This window comes from Pseudomonas sp. HLG18, from assembly GCF_051903985.1.
Taxonomy (GTDB): Bacteria; Pseudomonadota; Gammaproteobacteria; order Pseudomonadales; family Pseudomonadaceae; genus Aquipseudomonas; species Aquipseudomonas fluorescens_BT.
Genome location: NZ_CP195831.1, coordinates 1,467,726 through 1,491,480 on the forward strand (window position 1 = coordinate 1,467,726; position 23,755 = coordinate 1,491,480).

5 protein-coding genes are annotated in these 23,755 nt (G+C 64.0%); all 5 read left to right on the plus strand.

What is annotated here, in order from left to right; genetic code table 11:
• Positions 1 to 644: 644 nt before the first annotated feature.
• From ACSPX5_RS06680 to ACSPX5_RS06700, 5 genes are read left to right on the plus strand one after another with little or no spacing between them, the layout of a single operon-like run.
• On the plus strand, positions 645 to 9,653 hold the full coding sequence (locus ACSPX5_RS06680; protein ID WP_439821231.1) for an amino acid adenylation domain-containing protein: 9,009 nt from the start codon (positions 645 to 647) through the stop codon (positions 9,651 to 9,653).
• On the plus strand, positions 9,650 to 13,762 hold the full coding sequence (locus tag ACSPX5_RS06685) for an amino acid adenylation domain-containing protein (protein ID WP_439821232.1): 4,113 nt from the start codon (positions 9,650 to 9,652) through the stop codon (positions 13,760 to 13,762). The genes ACSPX5_RS06680 and ACSPX5_RS06685 overlap by 4 nt, the downstream gene beginning before the upstream one ends.
• Positions 13,759 to 22,857, plus strand: coding sequence for an amino acid adenylation domain-containing protein (locus tag ACSPX5_RS06690; protein WP_439821233.1), 9,099 nt, complete (start codon positions 13,759 to 13,761; stop codon positions 22,855 to 22,857). Before ACSPX5_RS06685 ends, ACSPX5_RS06690 begins: the two co-directional genes overlap by 4 nt.
• A complete protein-coding gene (locus tag ACSPX5_RS06695; protein ID WP_439821234.1) occupies positions 22,854 to 23,537 on the plus strand; it encodes a hypothetical protein in 684 nt (227 codons plus the stop codon). Before ACSPX5_RS06690 ends, ACSPX5_RS06695 begins: the two co-directional genes overlap by 4 nt.
• On the plus strand, positions 23,534 to 23,740 hold the full coding sequence (locus ACSPX5_RS06700) for an MbtH family protein (RefSeq protein WP_207867573.1): 207 nt from the start codon (positions 23,534 to 23,536) through the stop codon (positions 23,738 to 23,740). The genes ACSPX5_RS06695 and ACSPX5_RS06700 overlap by 4 nt, the downstream gene beginning before the upstream one ends.
• Positions 23,741 to 23,755: the final 15 nt, after the last annotated feature.

A 23,755-nucleotide genomic window follows, 5' to 3' on the forward strand; every position in this document is an offset into this window, starting at 1 on the left:
TGACTTTTGCTTTGCCGAGTCTTGATTCTGCGCGGGTTTTCAACAATCGGCGCTTGCCAGGAGCGGCGGCTGGATTCCCGGCATTTATGACACCTCTGTCCCTTTGCCATCGTCACAACCATGTAGGAAACGTCCGATATTTATTTCGCAAAATTCCTACATTTTGTTTGCCTCCCTAACAAAAAACGTGGTTATTATCCGCCGGCGCTTCGGGTCACAAACCCGGCGCCAGAAGATTGCCGTGTGCCCACAGGCCCGGCAGTCGCAGCCGATCGGGACCACCCTGGCGCTGTCATCCACCGCGCAGGTTGTTCCTCGTCGTTGACCCTCAAATGGAAGTCGAGGTTTCAATTGATCACGCGGTTTGCAATCGACGATGCAATGGACAGGGCGACGGATGTCGTCAACGATTCTGTCATCTCCCCAGCTGCCTGCGCGGACCGCGCCGCGGTGTTCTTCGCCAGCCTTTCTCCCCCCGGTTTCCTGTGTGTGCCGGTGTGCAACGCAAGTCTGCACGCGCGTGCCGCGCCATCTTCCTGAATTCGAATGACCGAACCGGTACCTGATACCGGGGCCTGACTGGCAGGGTGCGTGCTGTCCCTGCCTGATCACAAAAACAATGTAGTCATGGACGGTAGCCTCCGATGCTCGACAACACTTCCTTGCGTGGGACGAATCCCGCGCAGCCCGACGTTTCATCCTCGATTCCGTTCGACACCGATCTGTGTGTGCACGGTCTGTTTGAAGCACAGGTGCTGCGCAACCCCGAGGCCATTGCCGTACGTTGGCAGGAAGAGGCGCTCAATTACCGCGATCTCAACACCCGCGCCAACCGCTTGGCCCATCACCTGCGCAGCCTCGGCGTCGGGCCGGACGTGCGGGTCGGGCTGTGTCTTGAGCATTCGCTGGAGATGCTGGTCGGTGTGCTCGCGGTGCTCAAGGCCGGTGGCGCCTATGTGCCGCTGGACCCGGCGTATCCGCAGGCCCGGCTGGCGCACATGCTGTCCGACAGCGCGCCGCCGGTGGTGCTGACCCATGGTCAGGCGCGGCAGGTTTTGTTGGCTGCGCTTGAACAATCGACCACGGCGCCGACGGTGCTCGATCTGGGCGATTCAACGCATTGGGCTTCACAGTCACCGGACAATCCCGAACCTTGCGCAACACACCTGACACCCCGTCACCTGGCCTACGTGATCTACACCTCGGGTTCGACCGGCACCCCGAAAGGCGTGATGGTCGAGCATCGCGGGCTGATCGCGGTGAGCGCTGCCTGGGCAGAACTTTATGCTTTGGGCGAGCCGGTCAATCACCTGCAAATGGCCGGGTTTTCCTTCGACGTGTTCAGCGCCGACCTGATTCGTGCGCTGGGGTTTGGCGGCACGCTGGTGCTGTGCCCCCGGGACACTTTGATGGACCCACCGGCCCTGTATCGCCTGATGCGGGAAGCTCAGATAGGCTTTGCCGACTTCGTCCCGGCGTTGCTCAATCCCTTGCTGGCCTGGGTCGAAGAGACCGGCCATGACTTGTCGTTCCTGCGCACCGTGGTCTGCGGCTCGGACATCTGGACCGCCCACAGCGCACGGCAATTGCGCAGGCTCTGTGGTGAGCGGGTGCAGATCGTCCAGGCCTATGGTGTGACCGAAGCGAGCATCGACAGCACCTGTTTTGAACTCACCGAAAGCAACCGGATCGATGCGGTGTTGCCCATTGGCCGGGCACTGCCCAACACCCGGATTTACCTGCTCGACGAGCAAGGCGAGCCCGTTGCCGAAGGTGTCGCGGGCGAGTTGTACATCGGTGGCGTCGGGGTGGCGCGGGGATATCTGAACCTGCCGCAACTCACTGCCGAACGCTTCATCGACAACCCGTTCGTGGCGGGGGAGCGCTTGTATCGAACCGGGGATCTGGCGCGTTACCGGGCCGACGGCCAACTGGAGTTCCTCGGCCGCAACGACTCCCAGGCCAAGTTGCGCGGGCTGCGTCTGGAACTGGGGGAAATCGAAACCCGGCTGGCGGACATAGCGGGCGTGCGTGAAAGCGCGGTGCTGCTGCGTCAGGACGGCCTCGGTGGACCTCGACTGGTCGCGTATTACTGCGAAAAACCAGGCGCGACTTTGAGCCCGCGCGCACTGCGAGAACAACTGCAAACCAGCCTGCCGGATTACATGGTGCCGACGGCATTTGTGCGTCTGGATGCGCTGCCGCTGACCCCCAACGGCAAGGTCGATCGCCCGAATCTGCCTGCTCCGAATGTCGAGGCATTCGATCAGCAGCAATACCAGGCGCCACAGGGCCCGCTGGAAACCGCGCTCGCCGCGATCTGGGCCGACGTGCTCGGCGTCGAGCGGGTCGGGCGTCAGGATCAGTTCTTCGCCCTCGGCGGTCACTCGCTGCTGGTGATGCGCGTGCTGGCGCAGGTTCGCCATACGCTGAAGCTTGAAGTCGCGCCTTCGACGCTGTTCGCCGCGCCGGTGCTGGCAGCGTTCGCCGAACGGCTGCAAGCCAGTCAGGCGGCGGCTCGTCCAGCCATCACAACCCTTGAACGCTCGGGCGCGCAAACGTTGTCGTCTGCTCAGCAGCGCCTGTGGTTTCTGGCGCAAATGGAGGGTGGCAACGCGGCGTATCACATGCCGTTGAACCTGCGTTTGCGCGGTTCGCTGGACGTGGCGGCGCTAGAACGCAGCTTCAATCAACTGGTGGCACGCCATGCAGCGCTGCGCACCACGTTCATCGCCGTTGAAGGGGAAGGGCGTCAACGGGTTTCGCCGCCGGCGCACAGCATCCGGCTGACGGTGACTGACGTGCAGGGGCACGATGCTCAAGAGCGTCTCACTCGATTGATCGACGAAGAGGGCGCCAGACCGTTCGACCTGAGCCGCGGCCCGTTGATGCGCGTCAGTCTGGTGCGGCTGGCGGCGGATGACCATGTCTTGCTGCTGACCCAGCATCACATCATCTCCGATGGCTGGTCGATGGGCGTGCTGACCCGGGAACTGGGGCAGCTGTACGAAGCGGCGTTGCTGGATCGCGACGATCCGCTACCGCCATTGCCCGTGCAGTACGTGGATTACGCCGTGTGGCAGAAACAATGGCTGTCCGGCGACGTGCTGGAGCAGCAAAGCCGTTACTGGCGCGAAACCCTGATGGGCGCGCCGGTGCTGCTGGAATTGCCGACCGATCACAAGCGTCCACCCGTGCAGGATTACCTCGGCGGTTTTGTCCCGCTGGTCTTCGACGCCGCCCTGACCGCACGCCTGAAAGCCTTGGGCATGCAGCAAGGCACCACGCTGTTCATGAATCTGCTGGCCGGTTTTTCGCTGCTGCTGTCGCGCCTGTCGGGGCAAAGTGACGTGGTGATCGGCGTGCCATCGGCTAACCGTCCGCAGCAGGAACTGGAAGGGCTGATCGGTTTCTTCGTCAACACCCTCGCGCTGCGCATGACTCAGTCGGGTACGCCTTCGGTGGCGCAATGGCTGCAACAGGCGCGGCGAGTGGCGCTGGAGGCTCAGGAGCATCAGGACCTGCCGTTCGAGCAAGTGGTGGAATTGCTCAATCCGCCGCGCAGTCTGTCCCACAGTCCGCTGTTTCAAGTGTTGTTTGCCTGGGAGCAGGATCAGGATTCCGACCTGCTGCTGAGCGGGCTCGACGTTACGCCGGTCGAGAGCAGCCATCACGTGGCCAAGTTCGATCTGCAACTGGCGCTCAGTGAGCGCGACGGGCAGATCGTCGGTGGTCTGGAATACGCCTCGGGCCTGTTCGAACGCGGTACCGTCGAGCAGTTCGGCGAGTACCTGCGCCGGGTGCTGGCGCAGATGGTCGAGGACAGCGAGCAGTCGCTGGCCGGGATCAAGCTGCTGAGTGCCGAGCAACACCAACAGATCGTTCATGACTGGAACCGTACTGCCCGGGATACCGCGTCACTGCCCGGTTGCGTGGCGCGCTTTGAAACCCTCGCCCGGCAAAATCCAGACGCCGTGGCGCTGCTCGCGGACCGTGAGCAAATGAGTTACGGCGAACTGAACCGTGCTGCCAACCGCCTCGCGCATTACCTGATCGAGCAAGGCGTCGGCCCCGAGCATCGCGTCGGTTTGTGCCTGGAGCGTTCGCCGCAAATGGTCATCGGCCTGTTGGCGATTCTCAAGGCCGGCGCGGCGTACGTGCCGTTCGACCCGGCTTACCCGAGTGAACGCCTGGCGTTCATGTTCAGCGATGCCGCGCCGACCATGCTGCTGACCCAGTCGAGCCTGTTGGCCGGGCTGCCCGCCAACGAGGCGAAAATCTGCTGCCTGGACACTGACGCAGCGCAATGGGCGCAACACCCAACGGATGATCCGCAGGTCACGGTGAGCCCGGAAAACCTCGGCTACGTGCTCTACACCTCCGGCTCCACCGGACGACCCAAAGGCGTGGCCCACAACCGTCGTGCGCTGGATAACCTGATTGCCTGGCAACTCGATCAATCGACGACACCACTGCGCGTGCTGCAATTCGCCTCGCTGAACTTCGACGTCTCGTTCCAGGAAATCTGCAGCACCCTCTGCCAGGGCGGCAGCCTGTTGCTGATGACCGAAGACAGCCGCAAGGACCTCGCCGCGCTGCGCCCGACCCTGGTGGCCGAAGGCGTGCAGCGGGCATTCCTGCCGTTTGCGGTGTTGCAGCAACTCGCCGGCCTGACCGATGCCGATGCGCCGATGCCGGCCGGTGGTTGCGAGATCATCACCGCCGGTGAAGCCCTGCAAGTCAACGATGAGCTGCGCGGGTTTGTCCGTGGGCTCGGCGGCGCGCAGTTGCACAACCAGTACGGGCCGACCGAAACCCATGTGGTCAGCCAGTTCAGCCTTGACTGCAACGAGGTCGATTCCTGGCCGGACGCGCCGCCCATCGGCCGTCCCATCGCCAACGCGCGGCTCTACGTGCTGGACGAGCATTTGAATCCGGTGCCGGTCGGCGTGGCGGGCGAGTTGTACATCGCCGGCGCCTGTCTGGCCCGGGGGTACCTGAACCGCCCGGACCTGACCGCCGAATGCTTCCTGCCGGACCCGTTCAGTGCCGAGCCGGGCGCGCGGATGTACCGCAGCGGCGACCTCGCGAAATTCCAGGCCGACGGCAACGTGCAGTACCTGGGACGCATCGACCAACAGGTCAAACTGCGCGGTTTCCGCATCGAACTCGGCGAGATCGACAGCCTGTTGCATCAACAACCCGGCGTGCAGGAAGCCGCCGTGCTGCTGCGTGAAGACGTGGTCGGGGACAAGCGCCTGGTGGCCTATGTGGTCGGCTCCGCGACCAGCGAATCCCTGCGTGCCGAACTGCAACGCCAGTTACCCGAACACATGATCCCGAGCGCCTGGGTCCGGCTCTCGCAATTGCCGCTGACCCGCAACGGCAAGCTCGATCGCCAGGCGCTGCCGGCGCCGGAACGCAGCGCCGGGGCGACTTACGAGGCGCCGCGCAACGACACCGAACGGCAAATGGCCGAGATCTGGGCCGAAGTGCTCAAGTGCGAGCGGGTCGGCATTCACGACAACTTCTTCGACCTCGGCGGCCACTCGCTGCTGGCTACACGGATGATCTACGCGATCAACCAGCGAATGGGAGCGCAGTTGTCCCTGAGCAGCCTGTTCCAGACGCCGGTGTTGCTGGATCTGGCAGCGCAGGTGTTGCGTGATGATCAAAGTGTTGAACCGGCGTTCATCCAGATCGAGCCGGATCGCGGCAATCGGCATGAACCATTCCCCCTGACCGATATCCAGCAAGCCTACTGGTTTGGTCGCGAGGCCACGGTCAGCCTCGGCGGCGTCAGCGCCCACGGCTATGAAGAACTGCGCATTCCCGGGTTCGACGCCGAACGCTTCGAGCAGGCGTTGAACCGCATGATCCTGCGCCACGACATGCTGCGCGTGGTGTTCCTCAGCGACGGCACCCAACAGGTGCTGGCGCAGGTGCCGACCTATCGCATGCCCCGCAGCGACCTGCGCGGGTTGCCCGCCGAAGAGGCGCAACGCACCCTTGAGGCAACCCGCGAACGCCAGTCCCATCAGGTGCTGGACGCCAGTCGCTGGCCGCTGTTCGAGTTCAGCCTGTCGTTGCTAGATGACGGCATCACTCATTTGCACATCAGTCTCGATGCGCTGATTGTCGACGCTGCGAGCACGCAGATTCTCGCCCGCGAACTGATGGCGTTCTACGCCGATCCGACCCTGGAGTTGGCGGAACCGGGCCTGACTTTCCGCGACTACGTGCTGGCCGAACAGCAACTGCGCAACGGCCGCCGCTACGAGCAGGCGCTGGGTTACTGGCGCGAACGAGTGACTACTCTGGCCCCGGCGCCGGATCTTCCGCTGGTGCGCCAACCCGAAAGCATCACCAACCCGCACTTCACCCGTCGCGACCGCGACATGTCGGCGGCGCAGTGGGCGCAACTCAAAGCCGTGGCCAAACAGTTTGCGGTGACGCCGTCGGTGATGCTGCTGACCGCGTTCAGTGAAGTGCTGGCGCTGTGGAGCCGCACGCCGCGCTTCACCCTGAGCCTGCCGCTGTTCAACCGCATGCCGTTGCACCCGGATGTCGACGAAATCATCGGCGACTTCACCTCGCTGGTACTGCTGGAAGTCGGCATCGACGGTTCACAGAGCTTCACCGACAAGGCCCGAGCGGTGCAGGCGCAACTGTGGCGTGACATCGACCATTCGGTGGTCAGCGGGGTACGGGTACTGCGCGAATTGTCCCAGGCCCGGGGCGTGCAGCAGACGGCGATGCCGATCGTGTTCAACAGCACGCTGTCGGAAGCGGCGCCGGAACTGGCCGAATTCAACCTGGCCGACGCGTTGAACGCCCGGCACATGCACAGCATCACCCAGACCCCGCAGGTGTGGCTCGACCACACGTTGCTGGAGCTGGAAGGGCGCCTGTTGTTCAACTGGGACAGCATCGACGAGCTGTTCCCGCAAGGCATGATCGAGCAAATGTTCGTCGCCTATAACACACTGCTCGACAGCCTCTGCGAGCCGACAGCCTGGGGCGCGAACACCCCACAACTGCTACCGCAGGCGCGGTTGCCGGCGCCGGTCGACCATCAGCAAACGCTGCCGTTGATGCACGAGCTGTTCGAACGTCAGGCCCTCGCCACGCCGGATGCACTGGCGGTGATCGGCACGCGACAGCTGACGTACGCCCAGTTGCGCAAAGAGGCCCGCCAACTCGGCGCCCGACTGCAAGCGCAGGGCGTACTGCCGAACCGGTTGGTCGCGGTGGTGATGGAGCGCGGTTGGGAACAAGTGGTCGCGACTCTGGCGATTCTGTATGCCGGCGGCGCTTATCTGCCCATCGAGCCGACCCAGCCGGCGGAGCGGCTGCGGCATATTCTGGAACGGGCGGAGGCGAGTCTGGCCCTGACCCAACCGGTGCTGCTCGACAAGATCGAATGGCCGGCACAGGTCACGGCCATCGCGGTGACCGATGAAATCTCAAACGATGGACTGCCACTGCAACCGGTGCAGGTGAACGAAAGCGACCTCGCTTACGTGATCTACACCTCCGGCTCCACCGGCCAGCCGAAAGGCGTGGTGATCGACCATCGCGGTGCGGTCAACACGCTGCTCGACATCAACCGGCGCTTTGCCGTCGGCCCGAACGACCGCGTATTGGCGATCTCCTCGCTGAGTTTCGACCTGTCGGTCTACGACTTCTTCGGCACGTTGGCGGTGGGTGCTGCGGTGGTGCTCCTCGAGCCGCAACTGTCACTCGATCCGGCGCACTGGCTGGCGTTGATCGAACGTCATCGGGTCAGCCTGTGGAACTCGGTGCCGGCGCTGCTCGGCATGCTGGTCGAATACGTGGAGGGCGAGGGCGGTGCGTTGCCTGTCAGCCTGCGGGTAGCGATGTTGTCCGGCGACTGGATTCCATTGACCTTGCCCGAGCGGGCCTGGGCCTTGCAGCCGGACTTGCAGTTGATCAGCCTGGGCGGCGCCACCGAAGCGTCGATCTGGTCGATCTGCTATCCGGTGCAGCACGTCGACCCGGCGTGGCGCAGCATTCCCTACGGCAAGGCTCTCGATCATCAGCGCTTCTACGTGCTGGACGAAGCACTGCAAGTGCGACCAGCCTGGGTCGCGGGGCAGTTGTACATCGGCGGCATCGGTCTGGCGAAAGGTTACTGGCGCGATGAAACACTCAGCGCGGGCAGCTTTTTTGACCATCCACTGACCGGCGAACGGCTGTATCGCACCGGTGACCTGGGGCGTTTGCTGCCCGACGGCAATATCGAATTCCTCGGCCGCGAAGACAATCAGGTCAAGGTCCAGGGTTATCGCATCGAGCTGGGCGAAATCGAAGCCGCGCTCAACCGCCACCCCGGGGTGCAGAGCGCGGTGGTGCGGATTTTGGGCAGCACGCTGGGCGAAAAGCGTCTGGCGGGCTACGTGCTCAAGGCCGACCCGGCGTTGCAGGCCAGCGATTTCAGCGCGTACCTGAGCGACAAGCTACCGGCCTACATGATTCCGGCGTCGTTCACGTTCGTCGAGGCGTGGCCGTTGTCGTCCAACGGCAAGGTCGACAAGAAGCGCCTGCCGGAACCTGAGCAGATCAAGGAACAGGGACCGGCGCTGGAAGTCGAGGGCTCGCAGGAGCAGCGGCTGGTGGAAATCGTGCAGGGTGTGCTCAAGCGCGAATCCATCGCCGCCAACGCCAACCTGCTGAACCTCGGCGCGACCTCGATCGATATCGTGCGGATCAGCAACGCCTTGTCTGGTGCCTTGCAGTTCCGCCCGCACGTGGCGCAACTGCTGGCCCAGCCGACGTTGCTGCATCTGCTTGGCATGTACCGCCAGAACCGGGCGCGGCAGGATCTGCTCGGCAATGTTCAGCAGGCCCCGGAGCCCGTGCAGGACATCATCGAAGATCCACAGCAACGGGCGCAGTTCAAGGCTGAGCAACGCGGTCGCCGCGCGTTCGCGGAAACCCTGCCGGCGCTGGCGCTGGACCTGCCGCAAGATCCGGCCTTTGTCCGGCGTCTGAGCGATTACCGCTCGGTGCGCCAATACGCTCTGCAGCCGATCGCCACCCAGGCCTTCGCGCACGTACTGGCGGCACTGGCCCAGGGGCAACTCGACGGCGAGGTGAAATACCAGTTCCCGTCGGCGGGCGGGCTGTACCCGATTCAGGCCTACCTCTACATCAAAGCGGATCGCGTGCTCGGCGTGCCCGGTGGCGCGTATTACTACGATCCGCGTCAGCACCGTTTGCTGGCGCTCCAGAGCGGATTACTAGACCCGGACACCTACGACTATTTCGTCAACCGTCCGGTGTACGAGAACGCTGCGTTCTCGCTGTTCTTCATCGCCGACATGGCCGCGATCCGCCCGCTGTATGGCGAGCGCAGCCGCGACTTCTGCCACATCGAAAGCGGGGCCATGGCGCAGTTGCTGAGCATGACCGCCGTCGAGCACGGCCTGGGTCTGTGCGGCATCGGCTCGGTCGAGGAACAGCAACTGACGACGCTGTTCGACCTCGGGCCGGACCATGAATTGATCTACTCGATGATCGGCGGGCTGCGCACGGCCGATGAACAACACCGCGCGCCGGTCGAGGCGTTTGCCATCGAGCCTGCGTCCGCCAGCCTGGACGACGAAGACATGGAGGAGTTCGAAGTATGAATGCCGATCAATTGCTGGCGTTGTTCGCTCGCCATGGCGTGATGCTCGAAGTGGACGGTGACAGGCTGCGCTGCAAGGCGCCGCGCGGGTTTCTCACCGAAGAACTGACCCAGGCGCTCAAGCGTCACAAACAGGAACTGATCGCCTTGCTCGGCAGGCACGATGACGCGGTGATTCCCCGTCGTGCCGGCGAGCACGCATCCTGGCCGTTGTCATTCTCGCAGCGGCAATTGTGGTTTCTCGATCAACTGGAACCCGGCAACCCGTTCTACAACGTGCCCACGGCGGTGATGCTCAAGGGGCGGCTGGACGTGGCGCTGCTGGAGCGGGCGCTCAACGAATTGGTTGCCCGCCATGAAGTCCTGCGCACGACGTTTTGCAGCGTGGACGGAGAACCGCGTCAGGTGGTGCACCCGTCGATGCCGCTGTCGTTGTCGGTAACGGATGTGCGCCAGTTGTCAGTCGATGAGCGCGAGCAACAAGTGCGATTCGCCGTCGAACAGGATGCCCGGGCACCGTTCGACCTGGCCACCGGGCCGTTGCTTCGCGCGTCGTTACTGCGCCTGGCCGACGACGAATACCTGTGGCTGTACAGCGTGCACCACATCATCGCCGATGGCTGGTCGATGGGCGTGATCCTGCATGAAGTCGCGACGCTGTATGGCGATTATCTGCGCGGAGAAGCGCCGAGCCTGGCTCCGTTGCCGGTGCAATACGCCGACTACGCCTGCTGGCAGCAACAGCGAATGGGCGGTGCGGTGCTGGACGCTCAGCTCGATTACTGGCGTCGCACCCTGGAAGACGCGCCGCTGTTGTCGACCTTGCCCGCCGACCGGCCGCGGCCGCTGGTGCAGCGTTATGTCGGCGCCACGTTCAGTTCCTCCGTCGATGGCGGCACCTTGCGTGAACTCACGGCGCTGGCCCGGCAGACTCAGGGCACGCTGTTCAACGTGTTGCTGGGCGCTTTGGCGGTGCTGCTGTGGCGCCACAGCGGCCAGCAGGACTTGTGCATTGGCACGCCGTTCGCCAACCGCAATCGCCCGGAAGTCGAGCCGCTGATCGGCCATTTCGTCAACACGCTGGTGCTGCGCCAGCGCCTGAATCCACAACAGACCTTCGCCGAATTGCTGCGCGAAGTACGCGGGCAGATGCTCGACGTCCACGCCCATCAGGACGTGCCGTTCGACCGCGTGGTCGAAGCCGTCAACCCGCAACGTGATCCCGGCCATTCGCCGTTGTTCCAGGTGATGCTGGTGTTGCAGAACACGCCGGGCAACGCGGTGCAGATGCCCGGTCTGGAACTGGCGCCGTATGGCACCAGCAATGCCACGGCCAAGTTCGATCTGGCGTTCGAGTGGGTCGAACGGGAAGGGCGGCTGGACCTGTTGGTGGAATACAACACCGACCTCTATGACGTCGAGACCATCAAACGCCTGAGCGGGCACTACCATCATCTGCTCGAAAATATCGCCGCTGATGCCAAGCAACCGATCAATGCCTTGCCGTTGATGAATGAGGCCGAGCGTCAGCAAGTGCTTGTGGACTTCAACCGCGCCGCGCCGCTGACGCAAGCGGCGCCCTGTGTGCATCAACTGGTCGAAGCGCAGGCCGCGAGCAACCCTCAGGCCTGCGCGGTGGTATTCGAGGGCGAATCCTTGAGCTACGCCGAACTCAATGCCCGCGCCAACCAACTGGCGCGGCATTTGCGCACCTTGGGCGTCGGTCCGGACGTGCGCGTGGCGGTGTGTATCGAGCGTTCGCTGGAGTTGCCGGTGGCGCTGCTGGCGGTGCTCAAGGCCGGCGGCGCCTACGTGCCGCTGGATCCGGATTACCCGCTGGGACGCCTGAGCCATATGCTCGGCGACAGCACACCGGCGGTGCTGCTGACCCTCGGTTCGGCGCACGGGATTTTGCGCCAGGCTGTGCAAGACTCGACCTGGGAAGCGCCGATTCTCGACCTCGAAAAAGATGCCGCGAGCTGGGCGTCGTTGCCGGCGGACAACCTCGATCCACGCAGTGTCGGCGTCACCCCTGACCATCTCGCTTACGTGATCTACACCTCGGGCACCACCGGTTTGCCCAAGGGTGCGATGGTTGCCCACCGTGGGCTGAGCAACCTGCTGTTGTGGTGCTTGCAGGTCTGCGGTGAAGCGGGAGCGATGCTGCACAAGATCCCGTTCGGTTTCGATGCTTCGGCGTGGGAGACGTTCTGGCCGCTGGCAACCGGCGGAAGGCTGGTGATTGCGAAGCCCGGTGGGCATTACGAGCCGGCGTATCTGGCCCGCGAGGTGCGCGAGCAGCAGGTCACGGCGCTGGTGTTCGTGCCGGCGATGTTGCAGCTGTTTCTGGAGGTCGAGGAGGTCAGTCAGTGCGCTTCGCTGACCGATGTGTTCAGCGGCGGCGGTGAACTGCCGCCGGCCCTGGCCCGGCGCTTTCAGGAGCGTCTGTCCCATGCGCGGCTGCACAACGTCTACGGCCCGACCGAAACCACGGTGATCAACAGCATCTGGACCCTGGAGCCCGGCGCCGAGGTACCGGCCCGGCAACTGCCGATCGGTCGGCCGATTTCCAACAACCGTTTTTACGTGTTTGATGACCGCGACCAGCCGGTGCCGGTGGGCGTGACCGGGCATCTGCATATTGGCGGCGTGGGCGTGGCCCGGGGTTATCTGGGGCTGGCGCAGCTCAGTGCCGAGCGCTTTATCGACAACCCGTTTGTCGCGGGAGACCGGCTCTATCGCAGCGGCGATCTGGCGCGTTATCGCCCGGACGGTCAGCTGGAATTTCTGGGTCGCAACGACTTTCAGGTCAAGTTGCGCGGTGTGCGCCTGGAGCTGGGCGAGATCGAATCCCGGCTCGAAGCGTTTCCCGGTATCCGCAGCGCCGTGGTGTTGATGGTCGGCGAAGCGGCGCAGGATCAGCGACTGGTGGCCTGTTGTGTGGTCGCCGAATCGATGGACCAGGCGGCGGTACAAGCCCATCTGGCGACGACGCTGCCCCGTGCGGTCGTTCCCGGCAGTTATCTGTGGCTCGATGCCTTGCCGCTGACCGCCAATGGCAAGGTCGACCGTGCCGCGTTGACAGCGCTGGCGGACGAGGAAATGGTCAATCGTCAGGTCAATCTGAGCAGCCCGCGCGATCACATTGAACTGACGCTGTACCAGATCTGGAAACGCCTGTTGCTGGTGCCGCAGATCGGCATCCGCGACAACTTCTTCAATGTCGGCGGTACCTCCATCGCCGCGATCAAGATGGCCCATGAAATCAGCCAGGTGTTCGCGGTTGAAATGCCGGTGCGCGTGGTGCTCAGCTACCCGACCATCGAGGCACTGGGCGGCTGGCTGCGGGTCGGGGCCAGCCCTGCTGTTGCGCAGGGCAATCTGATCGAGTTCCGTCGAGGTGAGGGGTACAGCAACGTGGTGTGCATCCACCCGGCGGGCGGCACGGCGTTCTGTTACCTGTCGCTGGCCAAGGTGCTGCCGGATGAAGCCGGCGTGTACGGGGTGCAATCGCCGGGACTGAATCCGGGGGAGAGCACCGAGCCGACGGTCGAAGCGATGGCCGAGGCTTACTTGCACCAGATCGAACCGCTGACACAGCAACCGCTGATCCTTACCGGGTTGTCGTTCGGCGGCCTGGTGGCCTATGAAATGGCGCGGCGATTGACGGCGGCCGGGCATCGTCAGGTGACGGTGGTGCTGCTCGACACCCAGGGCAGCGACGATCCGGGTTTCCGCGAGCAGATCGGCACCGTGGACATGGCCGAGTTCCGCGACAAACTGGTGCGCTTCAACGGCATGTACCCCGGCATTGAAGACGAGCAGGTCGAACGCTACTTCAACATCTACAACCACAACCGACTGGCCATGGCCGCTTATGAGTGCGCGCCGCGAGCCGGGCGTGTTGTGCTGATTCAGGCACGGGAAGACTTCAGCCGCCATCAGTTGCATGAACTGCGCGGATTCTGGCGTCGCCGCGCGGGTAGCGGCTATCTGGCGAAACTGGTCAGTGGCGGGCACTGGGACATGCTCGAAAGCGCGGAAATCCATCGGGTTTCGCAGATCATCCGTCGGGAGCTGCAACGCTTCACCGCGCAGGAGGCGAAATGATGAGTGCGTCCAATGACCTGACTTTGCTCGCACGCTTTGCCGAGCAAGTGCAGCGTGATCCGAAGGCTGCGGCCGTCATCGACGGATCGGTAACCCTGAGTTACACGGAACTGGCCAGCGCCAGCGAGCGCATCGCCCGAGGGTTGCTGGCGCGTGGCATCAAGCCCGGCCAGTCGCTGGCGTTGTGCATGCCGCGTTCATGGCAATGGCTGGCGGCGATCCTTGGCGCGCTGAAAGTCGGCGCAGTGGTGGTGCCGCTGGATCGGGCCAGCCCGCGTAAACGCCGCGAATTGATGTTGGCAGATGCGGCGTGTGTCGGCCTTGTTACCTTGGGCGAAGAGCCGTTGTGGTCGTCTTCATTGTGGCAAACCCGTGTCGAGGACTTGCTCGATCAACCGGATGCTCCGCCGCAAACACTGGCCGAAGATTGTGCCGAGGTGATGTTCCTGTTCTACACCTCGGGCACCACCGGCATGCCGAAAGCAGTCGAGGTCGGCGAGCGCGGCTTGCTGCGTCTGGCGCACACCGATGGCTATATCGAGATTCGTCCGGCGGACCGGTTTGCCTGCCTGTCCAACCCGGCGTTCGATGCGTGCAGTTTCGAGCTGTGGGCGCCGCTGCTCAACGGCGGCTGCTGCGTGATGATCGCCGACGAGGACGTGCTGGATGCGCGTCGGCTGGCCGAGGTGCTGGAGCGGACGCAGGTCGACAGCCTGTTCATGACGGTGTCGCTGTTCAACACCTTGATCGCCGAATGGCCGTCGTGCTTTTCCAGCGTGCGTCAGGTGCTGATCGGCGGCGAGCAGATCAGCGCCGCAGCCGTGCGTGCGTGGTACCGGGCCAACCCCGAGAGCCGCTGCCGGATCTTCAATGTCTATGGGCCCACCGAATGCACCACGTTTGCCCTGTGCTGGCCGATCAGTCGCGACTTTGCCGGCGACTCGGTGCCCATTGGCCGACCGCTGCCGGACACTGGCGTGCAGGTGTTGGACGAGCAGCAACGGCCGGTGCCGGCGGGCGAGGTGGGCGAACTGTATTTGAGCGGCAGCGGTGTCGCCCGTGGCTATCGCAACCGGCCAGAAGAAACCGCCCGTCAGTTCGTCCGTTTGCCCGACTTCGACGGTGGCGCGTCGGTGCATTACCGCACCGGTGATCTGGTGCGGCGCAACGCCGAAGGCTTGATCGAGTACCTGGGGCGGGTCGACCGGCAAGTGAAGATCCGTGGTTTCCGGATCGAGCCGGGGGAGGTGGAGCAACGGATGCTGGAGCATCCGGGCGTGGCGCAGGTGTACGTCTGCACCCGGCGCCAGGCGGCGGAGGATCATCAGTTGCTGGCATTCATCGTGCCTCGCGGGAACCTCGACTATCACGCACTTGAAACCCATCTGCGGGCGCAATTGGCGCCGTATATGCGCCCGCATCAACTGTTCCTGCTGGAGCGCCTGCCGCTGACGGCCAATGGCAAGATCGATCGCGACAGCTTGCTGGCCCAACCGCTGAATCCGTGGCATCCAGTCTTGGCGACGATGGAAAACGTCAACGCTTCACCGGCGCTGGACTGGTTGTTGGGTCAGGCCCGTTCGCTGCTCGGCCAACCGTCCCTCAGTGCCCAGGATGACTGGCTGGGCAGCGGCGGCGATTCGCTCAAGGCCATGCGCCTGCGTTCGGCGATCCGTGTTCGCTGGCAGCGCGAGATCGCGCTCGACACGTTGCTCAACGAGCCTTTCTCGTCATTGGCCGAACAACTGACCGGTGAAACGAACTGCGAGTCGATCTACCCACCTGCGCCTCCGATCAGTCGCGCAAAACGCTTGCCAGCCACCGCCGAACAGCGCCGCCTGTGGCTGTTGCAGCAACGTTCGCCGACCTCGACCGCTTACAGCGTGCCGCTGATTCTGCATCTGGCGGCAGGTGTCGATGTCGCGGCACTGGCCGAGGCCGTGGGGCGTCTGGTGCTACGCCATCCGGGGTTGCGCACGGCTTTTGCAACCGGTGGTGATGGACTCGATCAGGTAATCGCCGAACAGGGTCCGGTCTGTCGAACCTTCGCGGTTGGGCATTTCAACGAGGACAACTGGCAGGCCTTCGCCGAGCTGGTGTTCGCCGCGCCGTTCGACCTGACCACCCCCAACCTGTTTCAGGCCTGGCTGTTGCCGTTCGCCGATGGCAGCTGCCGGCTGTTGCTGAACCTGCATCACATCATCGTCGATGGCTGGTCGGTGAACCTGCTGTTCGCCGACCTGAATCAGCTTTACACCGATGTCCTGCAAGGCCGCGACAGCCCGCAACCGGCGGGCCGATTGACGACGCTGGAGTTTGGCCAGTGGCAGCGCCAGTGGAGCGTCGATCCACATTACCGTGACCAGCGCCGGGCCTTGGCCGAGTTGTATCGCCGTCAGGAAGAACCGTCGCCTGCATTGATGCCAATGCGCGAAATCAGCCCGGACGCCCGGTTGCACCGAGAACCCTTGGGCACCCTGCGCAGCGCCGCCCTCGAACGCTTTTGCACGCAACAGCGACTGACCCGTTTCGAAGTGCTGTTCAGTGTCTTCGCCTGGAGCCTGTACGCCCTGACCGGATGCGAGCGGCCACGGATCGCCAGCCCGGTGTCCAACCGGCCGCTGGCGGAGTTCGAAGACACGGTCGGCATGTTTGCCAACACTGTGCTGATCCCCACCGCCGTCGAACAGGCATTGACCCTGAGCGAGCAGATGCGCAAGCAGATCGCCAGCGTGCGCGAAGTGCTGGCGTTGCAGGACGTGGCACTGGCGGATCTGGTGGAAGACCTGCGGCTGTCATCGAGCCCCTTGCTGTTCGATTTCATGTTCGTGCTGGAAAACACTGATTACGCGGCACTGGCGGACTCGAGCCTGCGCGCCACGCTGGAATTCAACGAACTCTTGCACGCCAAGTGCCCGCTGACCTTGCTGATGGTGGGCAGTGGTTCGCAACTGGAGTGCTGGTGGGAATATCAGTGCAGCTATTTCGATGGCGAACAGATGCGGGCGGTGAACGCACTGTTTCGCCGAGGCCTTGACCTGCTGTTGGAAACCCCGGCGGCGAACCTCAACGATTTGCTGGAGCCGTATCGACGCAGCCTGCCACCGGCCAGCGAGGGCCCTCGAATCGCGTTACCGTTCAACACACTGGCGGACGGGTTCGAGCATCAGGTGCATTGCACGCCTGAGGCGGTTGCGCTGGTTCAGGGCCAGCAGCGCCTCACCTATAGCGAACTGAATGCGCTGGCCAATGCTCTGGCGGCAAATCTGATCTCGCGTCATCCGTTGCCGGCCGCAAACGCGCCGCTGCATGTGGTGCTGTTCCTCGATGCCTCGGTGGAACATATCGTCGCCTTGCTGGCGCTGGCCAAACTCAACCTGACCGCTGTGCCGCTGGATCCCGCTTATCCGGTGGCGATCCAGCGTCAGGTGCTGGAACAGGCGCAGCCGCATTGTGTGCTGTTCAGCGATGCGACCGAAGCGGCGCTGGAGGAGCTGAACGCGGGGCGATTCGCCATGCACCGGGTTGACCTGCGCGCCGATGCAGGGACATTCGAGCGTCCACGCCACGCTGGTGAGCGGCCGCTGTACACGCTGTTCACCTCTGGCTCGACCGGCACACCGAAAGGTGTACAAGTGTCGGAACGGACCCTGTGCAATCTGCTGCAATGGCAGCGCACCGAGGGGCAGTTGCCGGCGAAAGCGGTGACCTTGCAATTCTCCATGCTGTCGTTTGATGTGTCGTTTCAGGAGATTTTCAGCACCCTGTGTGGCGGCGGTTGTTATCACCTGATCACACCGCGCTGGCGTCAGGATGCCGAGGCGTTGCTGGGCTATATGGTCGAGGGTCGGGTCGAGCGCCTGTTCCTGCCGTACGTGGCGTTGCAGTACCTGGCGCAAACCGCTGTGGTTCGCGGAATCTACCCGTCGGCATTGCGCGAAGTGATCACCGCCGGGGAACAGCTGCTTTGTACCGAGGCGTTGCGCAACTGGTTCGGCGGCATGCCGCAAGCTTCATTGTTCAATCACTACGGCCCGACCGAAACCCACGTGGTCAGCGCCTTGCGCCTGCCGCCCGTGGCGCGGGACTGGCCGTTGCGCGCGCCGATCGGCCATGCCGTCGGCAGCGCCCGATTGCTGCTGGTCGATGAACACGATCGCCCGGTGCCGGTCGGCAGTCGCGGCTATCTGCTGGTGGCCGGACCGATGGTTGCCCGTTGCTACCTGGCTGATCCTGCGCTGAACGCTACGCGGTTTGTCGAGTTGGCAGACGGCTGTTTGTACTATCGCACCGGCGATTTGGCGTGGGCCGACGCTCACGGCTGTCTGCATTACCTGGGACGTGACGACCAGCAGATCAAACTCAGCGGTCATCGTCTGGAACTGGGGCAGATCGAGGCGGCGCTGATGCAGGTGCCTGAGGTGATCAGCGCGGTGGTGGCGGTTCAGGCTGAGCCACCGCGACTGACAGCGTGGCTGCAACTCGAAGGCGAGCCTGCGACCTCGCAACTGCTGGATCGTCAGGTCGCGCGGCTGCTGCCGGCCCATGTGCGGATCGATGAATATCGGCGGATCGATGTCTGGCCACGCACCCCCAGCGGCAAGATCGACCGCAAGGCCTTGCCGGCTCTGGGCGAGGCGCTGGAACGGCGCAGCACGCCCCGGCCGGTCGTGCAATTGACCGCACTGGAACGGCAACTGAGCGAGTTGTTCCAGGCCGTGATCGGCCGCGACATCGAGCCGGAGCAGACCTTCTTCGAGGCCGGCGCCACCAGCCTCGGCCTGATGCGTTTGCATGGCCGTTACGCCGAAGAGCTGCCGCACAAGGTGACGATGGCCGATCTGTTCGAACACGTCACGATTCGGCGCCTGGCGGCGCATCTGTCGACAGCGCCGGTGGCAGCGGCGGAGCGCGTAAGGCAAACCGATTCAGGTCACCAGCCGATGGCGATCATCGGCATGTCGGTCAATGTGGCCGGGGCGCAGAACCTGTCCGAGTTCTGGGCGATGGTGCAAGGCAATGGGCTGGGCATCGAGCACTTTACCGCCGAAGAAGGTCTGGTCGGCGCCCGCAGCCAACTGGCCGGCATGCTCGACTTCGATCCCGAGTACTTCGGCATCAGCCGCCAGGAAGCGCGCCTGATGGACCCGCAACAGCGGCATCTACTCATGGGCTGTGTGCAGGCCCTGCAGCACGCGGCCATCGTCCCGTCCGCGGACGGCCCGCGCATCGGCCTGATCGCCAGTTGCGGCGAAACCACGTACTTCCAGCAGATGCTGCGCGACACCGCGCAAGGCGATCTGCCGGACGGTTTCCAGATGGCGCTGCACCACGACAAGGACTTTCTGGCGACCAAGGCGGCGTACTACCTGGACCTCAATGGCCCGGCCCTGAGTGTGCAGGCGGCGTGCGGCAGTTCGCTGATCGCCGTACACCTGGCCAGTTCGATGCTGCGTCAGGGCGACAGTGACGTGATGCTCGCGGCGGGTGTGCTGATCGACCCGACCCTGACCGATGGCTATCGTCACCGTTCGCAGCACATCTTTTCCGCCGATGGTTTGTGTCGCCCGTTCAGCGACGATGCCAGCGGGACCATCGGCGCCAGTGGTTATGGCGTGGTGGTGCTCAAGCCATTGGCCAGGGCGCGGGCCGATGGCGACCGGATCTATGCGTTGCTCGAAGGCTCGGCACTGAACAACGATGGCCGGGCCAAGATGAGTTACACCGCGCCGTCGGTGGCCGGGCAAAGCGCGGTCATCCGCGATGCCTTGAACCGGGCCGGGTTGACCGGTGCCGACATCGGCTACATCGAGGCCCACGGCACCGGCACCTTGCTGGGCGATCCGATCGAAGTCGCGGCGCTGACCCAGGCCTTCGGCGATGCGCCGGCCGGCCATTGCGCATTGGCCTCGGTGAAGAGCCAGATAGGCCACTTGGGCGCGGCGGCGGGGGTGGTCGGGCTGATTCGCGCCAGTCTCGCGGTATTCCACGGCGTGCTGCCACCGAACCTCGGGTTTGGCCGGATCAATCCGCAGATCGATCTGGAGCATTCGCCGTTCTACGTGCCTACCACGTCCAGACCATGGCCGGAAGGGCGTCGGCGTCTGGCCGGGGTCAGCAGTTTCGGGATTGGTGGGACCAACGCTCATGTGATTGTCGGCGCTGCACCCAAAGCGCAGGAAGTGACCGAGGAAACGCTGCCACTGCTGATGGTTTCGGCCCAAAGCCGATCCGAATTGCTGCGCGATATCGCAGCGATCCGCGAACACCTGCAAGCGCATCCGGAGCAGCGCACCGCGTTGCTGCGGCACTTGCAGTCAGGTCGACCCCAATTGCGCTGGCGCTTTGCGATGGTTTGCCAGCCGGGTGACGACATTCCTTTGCAGCCGACAACGGTCAAGGAAATCACCACGCCGGGTGTACAACTGATCGCCCGTGATCATTCACCGCAGGCATTGCTGGAGGCCTGGTACGAAGGCGCCCATATCCAGTGGCCGCAGCGCTCGGCACCGCCACCCTGGGACTTGCCGCCAGCGTCGTTCGATCTTCAGACGTATCGCTTTCAACCCACTGCCGAAATCGTTGCCCCCGTTTCGGCAGGTATCGAGCGCCAACCGCTGGCGCAGTGGTTTCACCAGCGGCAGTGGATGCGTGCCCAACGCCTGAACGCAAAGACACTGAGCGGCGCACGAGAAACGGTCATTCTTTGCAGCCATGAAGCACCCGGCGCGGCATTGCTGGAACATCTGCGAACGGTTTATCGACGTGTGGTTCAAGTGCGCGCGGGCAATGGCTTCAAGCAACTCGGTGCGGACCGTTTCGAGCTGGACCCGCTGGATACCGAAGCCCTGAGCCGATTACTCGGTGAAGTGGCCGAAGCGTCCCTCGGCGAGCTCGACTGGCTGCACACCTTGCCGCTGGCTGTGTCAGGCGCGGTCAACGAGCAGTCGCTGGATCTGGCGCAGTGGGCCTGTCTGGACACGATCAGCGCGCTGATGCAGGCCTGGGGGCACATCGCACGCACGACACGCCTGCGGTTGTGGTTGATGTCGTGGCAGGCGTGTCCGGTGGACGGCGAAGTACAGCGTCCCGAGCTGGCGGCACTGGCCGGGGTCTGCGAAGTGGTGCCCCAGGAATACCCGGTGCGTTGCCACTGGCTGGACTGGCCGTCGCCGCACCTTGATAGTCAGGCCGAGGAACTGGCGGCGCTGCTTGGCGATCCGGCGGGATTGCCTCGGCGGATGGCGGTGCGCGACGGTTACCTGTGGCAGCCACGGTTGATCGCTCACCCATTACCGGGCCCGACCACAACACCCAGCCTGTTGCCGGAGGACGGCACGTTTCTGGTGCTGGGCGGCACCGGCGGGATCGGTCGCACCCTGTGCGAACACCTGCTGCTAGCGCCTGGGCGGCGTGTGGTGTTGCTCTCGCGTCAGGGACAGTTGCCTGCAAATCTCACGGCTTATGCGCCGCGAATCGACTGTGTTCAGGCGGACATCGCTGACCTGTCGCGCTGGCCGCAGGTACTCGATCAACTGGCCCGACGCTACGGTTGCCTGAGCGGGGTGATCCACGCAGCAGGTGTCGGTGCAGGCAGTCTGATTCGCCATCGCGACGCCCGGCAGATGGCCGAGGCGATGGCTGCCAAGACTCGCGGCATGCTCGCGGTCGAAAGCCTGATCGAACAGCTTTCGCCGGGTTTCGTCCTGTACTGCTCATCAATGTCGGCGCTGTTCGGCGGCGCGGGGCATCTGGATTATTCAGCAGCCAGCGGTGTGCTCGACGGCTTCGCGCATTACCGTCCGGACACGGCCAATGCTTGCCTGCGTCTGGGGATCAACTGGGACATCTGGCGCGACATCGGCATGGCCACGACCCACAATGGCGGAGACGCTGCGCATCAGGAGCATCTGACGGTCGGCTTGTCGGCCGAAGAGGGGGGGCGGGTGTTCGATCTGGCGATGGCGACGCAATTGCCGCAATTGCTGGTTTCCACCACCGGTATCGACACGGCGCGGCGCTTCTATCCGGTTCGCCATGGCGTCGTGGCCGCGGCGGTTGCGGTGCCCCAAGGCGTGGATCTTTCGGTGCGCTTGCGTGAGTGCCTGTGCAAATGGCTCGGTGTGACGGATCTGGAAGACGATGATTCGCTGTACGACCTGGGTGCGGATTCGCTGACGTTGCTGGACCTGATCGACGAGCTGCAAGCGGCCACGGGTGAGGTGTTTCAGTTGTCGCAGTTCAGCCACAAGGTCAGCCTGAGCGAGGTGTTGGGGCTGGTGGCAGATTCCACGGCAGAGGCTTCAGCGCACGCGCCGCACGACTGGAACGACGCGGTGCGGGTCGATCAGTGGCATGCCGGCGTCGGGCGCGACTGGCTGTACCTGATTCACCCGGTGGGCGGAGATGTTCAGGCCTATCGGGAACTGGTTTCAGCGTTGCCTGCAGATCTGGGGGTGTGCGTGATTGCGGACCCTGCGTTGCGTCTGCCGGCGCTACCGAACATCAGCATTGTCGAGCGGGCCCGGTGGTATCTGCAGGCGATCAAGGCCCACCTCCCGGACGGTTGCGCCTGGCGCCTGGCGGGCTGGTCGTTCGGGGCCTGGGTGGCGCAGGCACTGTGTCAGCAGGCGCAGGCTGAAGGCTTCAGGCAACCGCTGCTGTACCTGATCGACCCGCCCGCACCGGATGCCGGAGCGGAACTGGCCGGTATCGACGAGCGGACCATCGAGCAGGTGTTCCAGCGAGAGTTCGCCCAGCGCTGGCCCGACGTCGAAGGGCAGGCGATGTCCGAAGACCGTCAGGCTTACCTGCAACGGCTGACGGTGTGCTGCCGCAACAACATGAGCAGCATGGTCGACTTCCAGCCGCCAGCATTGGCGGCTACACCGGTGCGGATGTTTATCGCCGGACGCGCTAACCCCTATGGTCTGGGCGATGCCTGGAGTCTGGACGACCTGCAACGCCACTGGCGGGCACTGCTCCCGCAGTTGCAGAGCTGGCAGCGGCTGGACACCGATCACTACGGCATTGTGGCGGGGCACTGGGCGCGGATGCTGGCCGAGGTGATCGGCGCGCAGGAGGCGTCGATATGAAGGAAATGATTTCGATGCCTGACTGGTTGTCTGCCTTGTCGCAGGTGCTGTGCGACGGCCAGCCCGAGGTCTTGTGCAAGCGGATTTGCAGGCTCGACGAAACGCCGTCGCTTCGGCTGATTCATCGTTGGCAAGCCGAGGTGGTTCTGCCGGTGCTGTGCGAGGCGCTGTCGGAGCATCGGCCAGCGCTGCTCGCTTTGCAAAGCCTGCATCATCGGGCGGCACTTGGCGTGGGCGCACGCCTGGGCGAGTGGCGCGCCACGCTCAAACCGGTTTTGCTGGCGCTGTATCGACGGGCCTATGCCTACGACGCGGCATACGCCCAGGCCCATGCCAGCGCGATGACTTACGGTCTCGCGCCGAGCAACACCGCCATGATCGCCGAGCACTTCGGCGATGCCGAGGCGTTCGCAGCGTATTACGCGCAATTGAATACCGAGGCCAGTGCCACGGCGTTCGCCCAGGCTCATGCCGCCGCCAATGCTGAAATCTCCGCCCGGGCCTTTGCGGCTGACGATGCTGACACGTACGCGCAGGTCTGCGGTACGTCGGTGCGGGTGTTTGTCTGGGCTTGCGCTCAGACCGACGAGCAGCGGCGTGCGCTGTTCCACCAGTTTGCCGAAGGGTTGGTCGTGCATCTGACAACCCTGCAATCCCGTTCAACAGGAGAGACGACATGAATGACGCACAGCAGCAATTCGATGTGGTGATCAACGCTCAGGGTCAGTATTCCCTGTGGCCGGCGGGCAAGCCGATGGCCAGCGGCTGGAACGCGGCCGGGATGCGTGGCGAACGTCAGGTCTGTCTGGATTACATCAACGAGCACTGGATCGACATGCGCCCGCGTTCTCTGCGCGAGCAGTCATCGGCGTCGTTCCAATAAAAAGGGTGAGGGAAC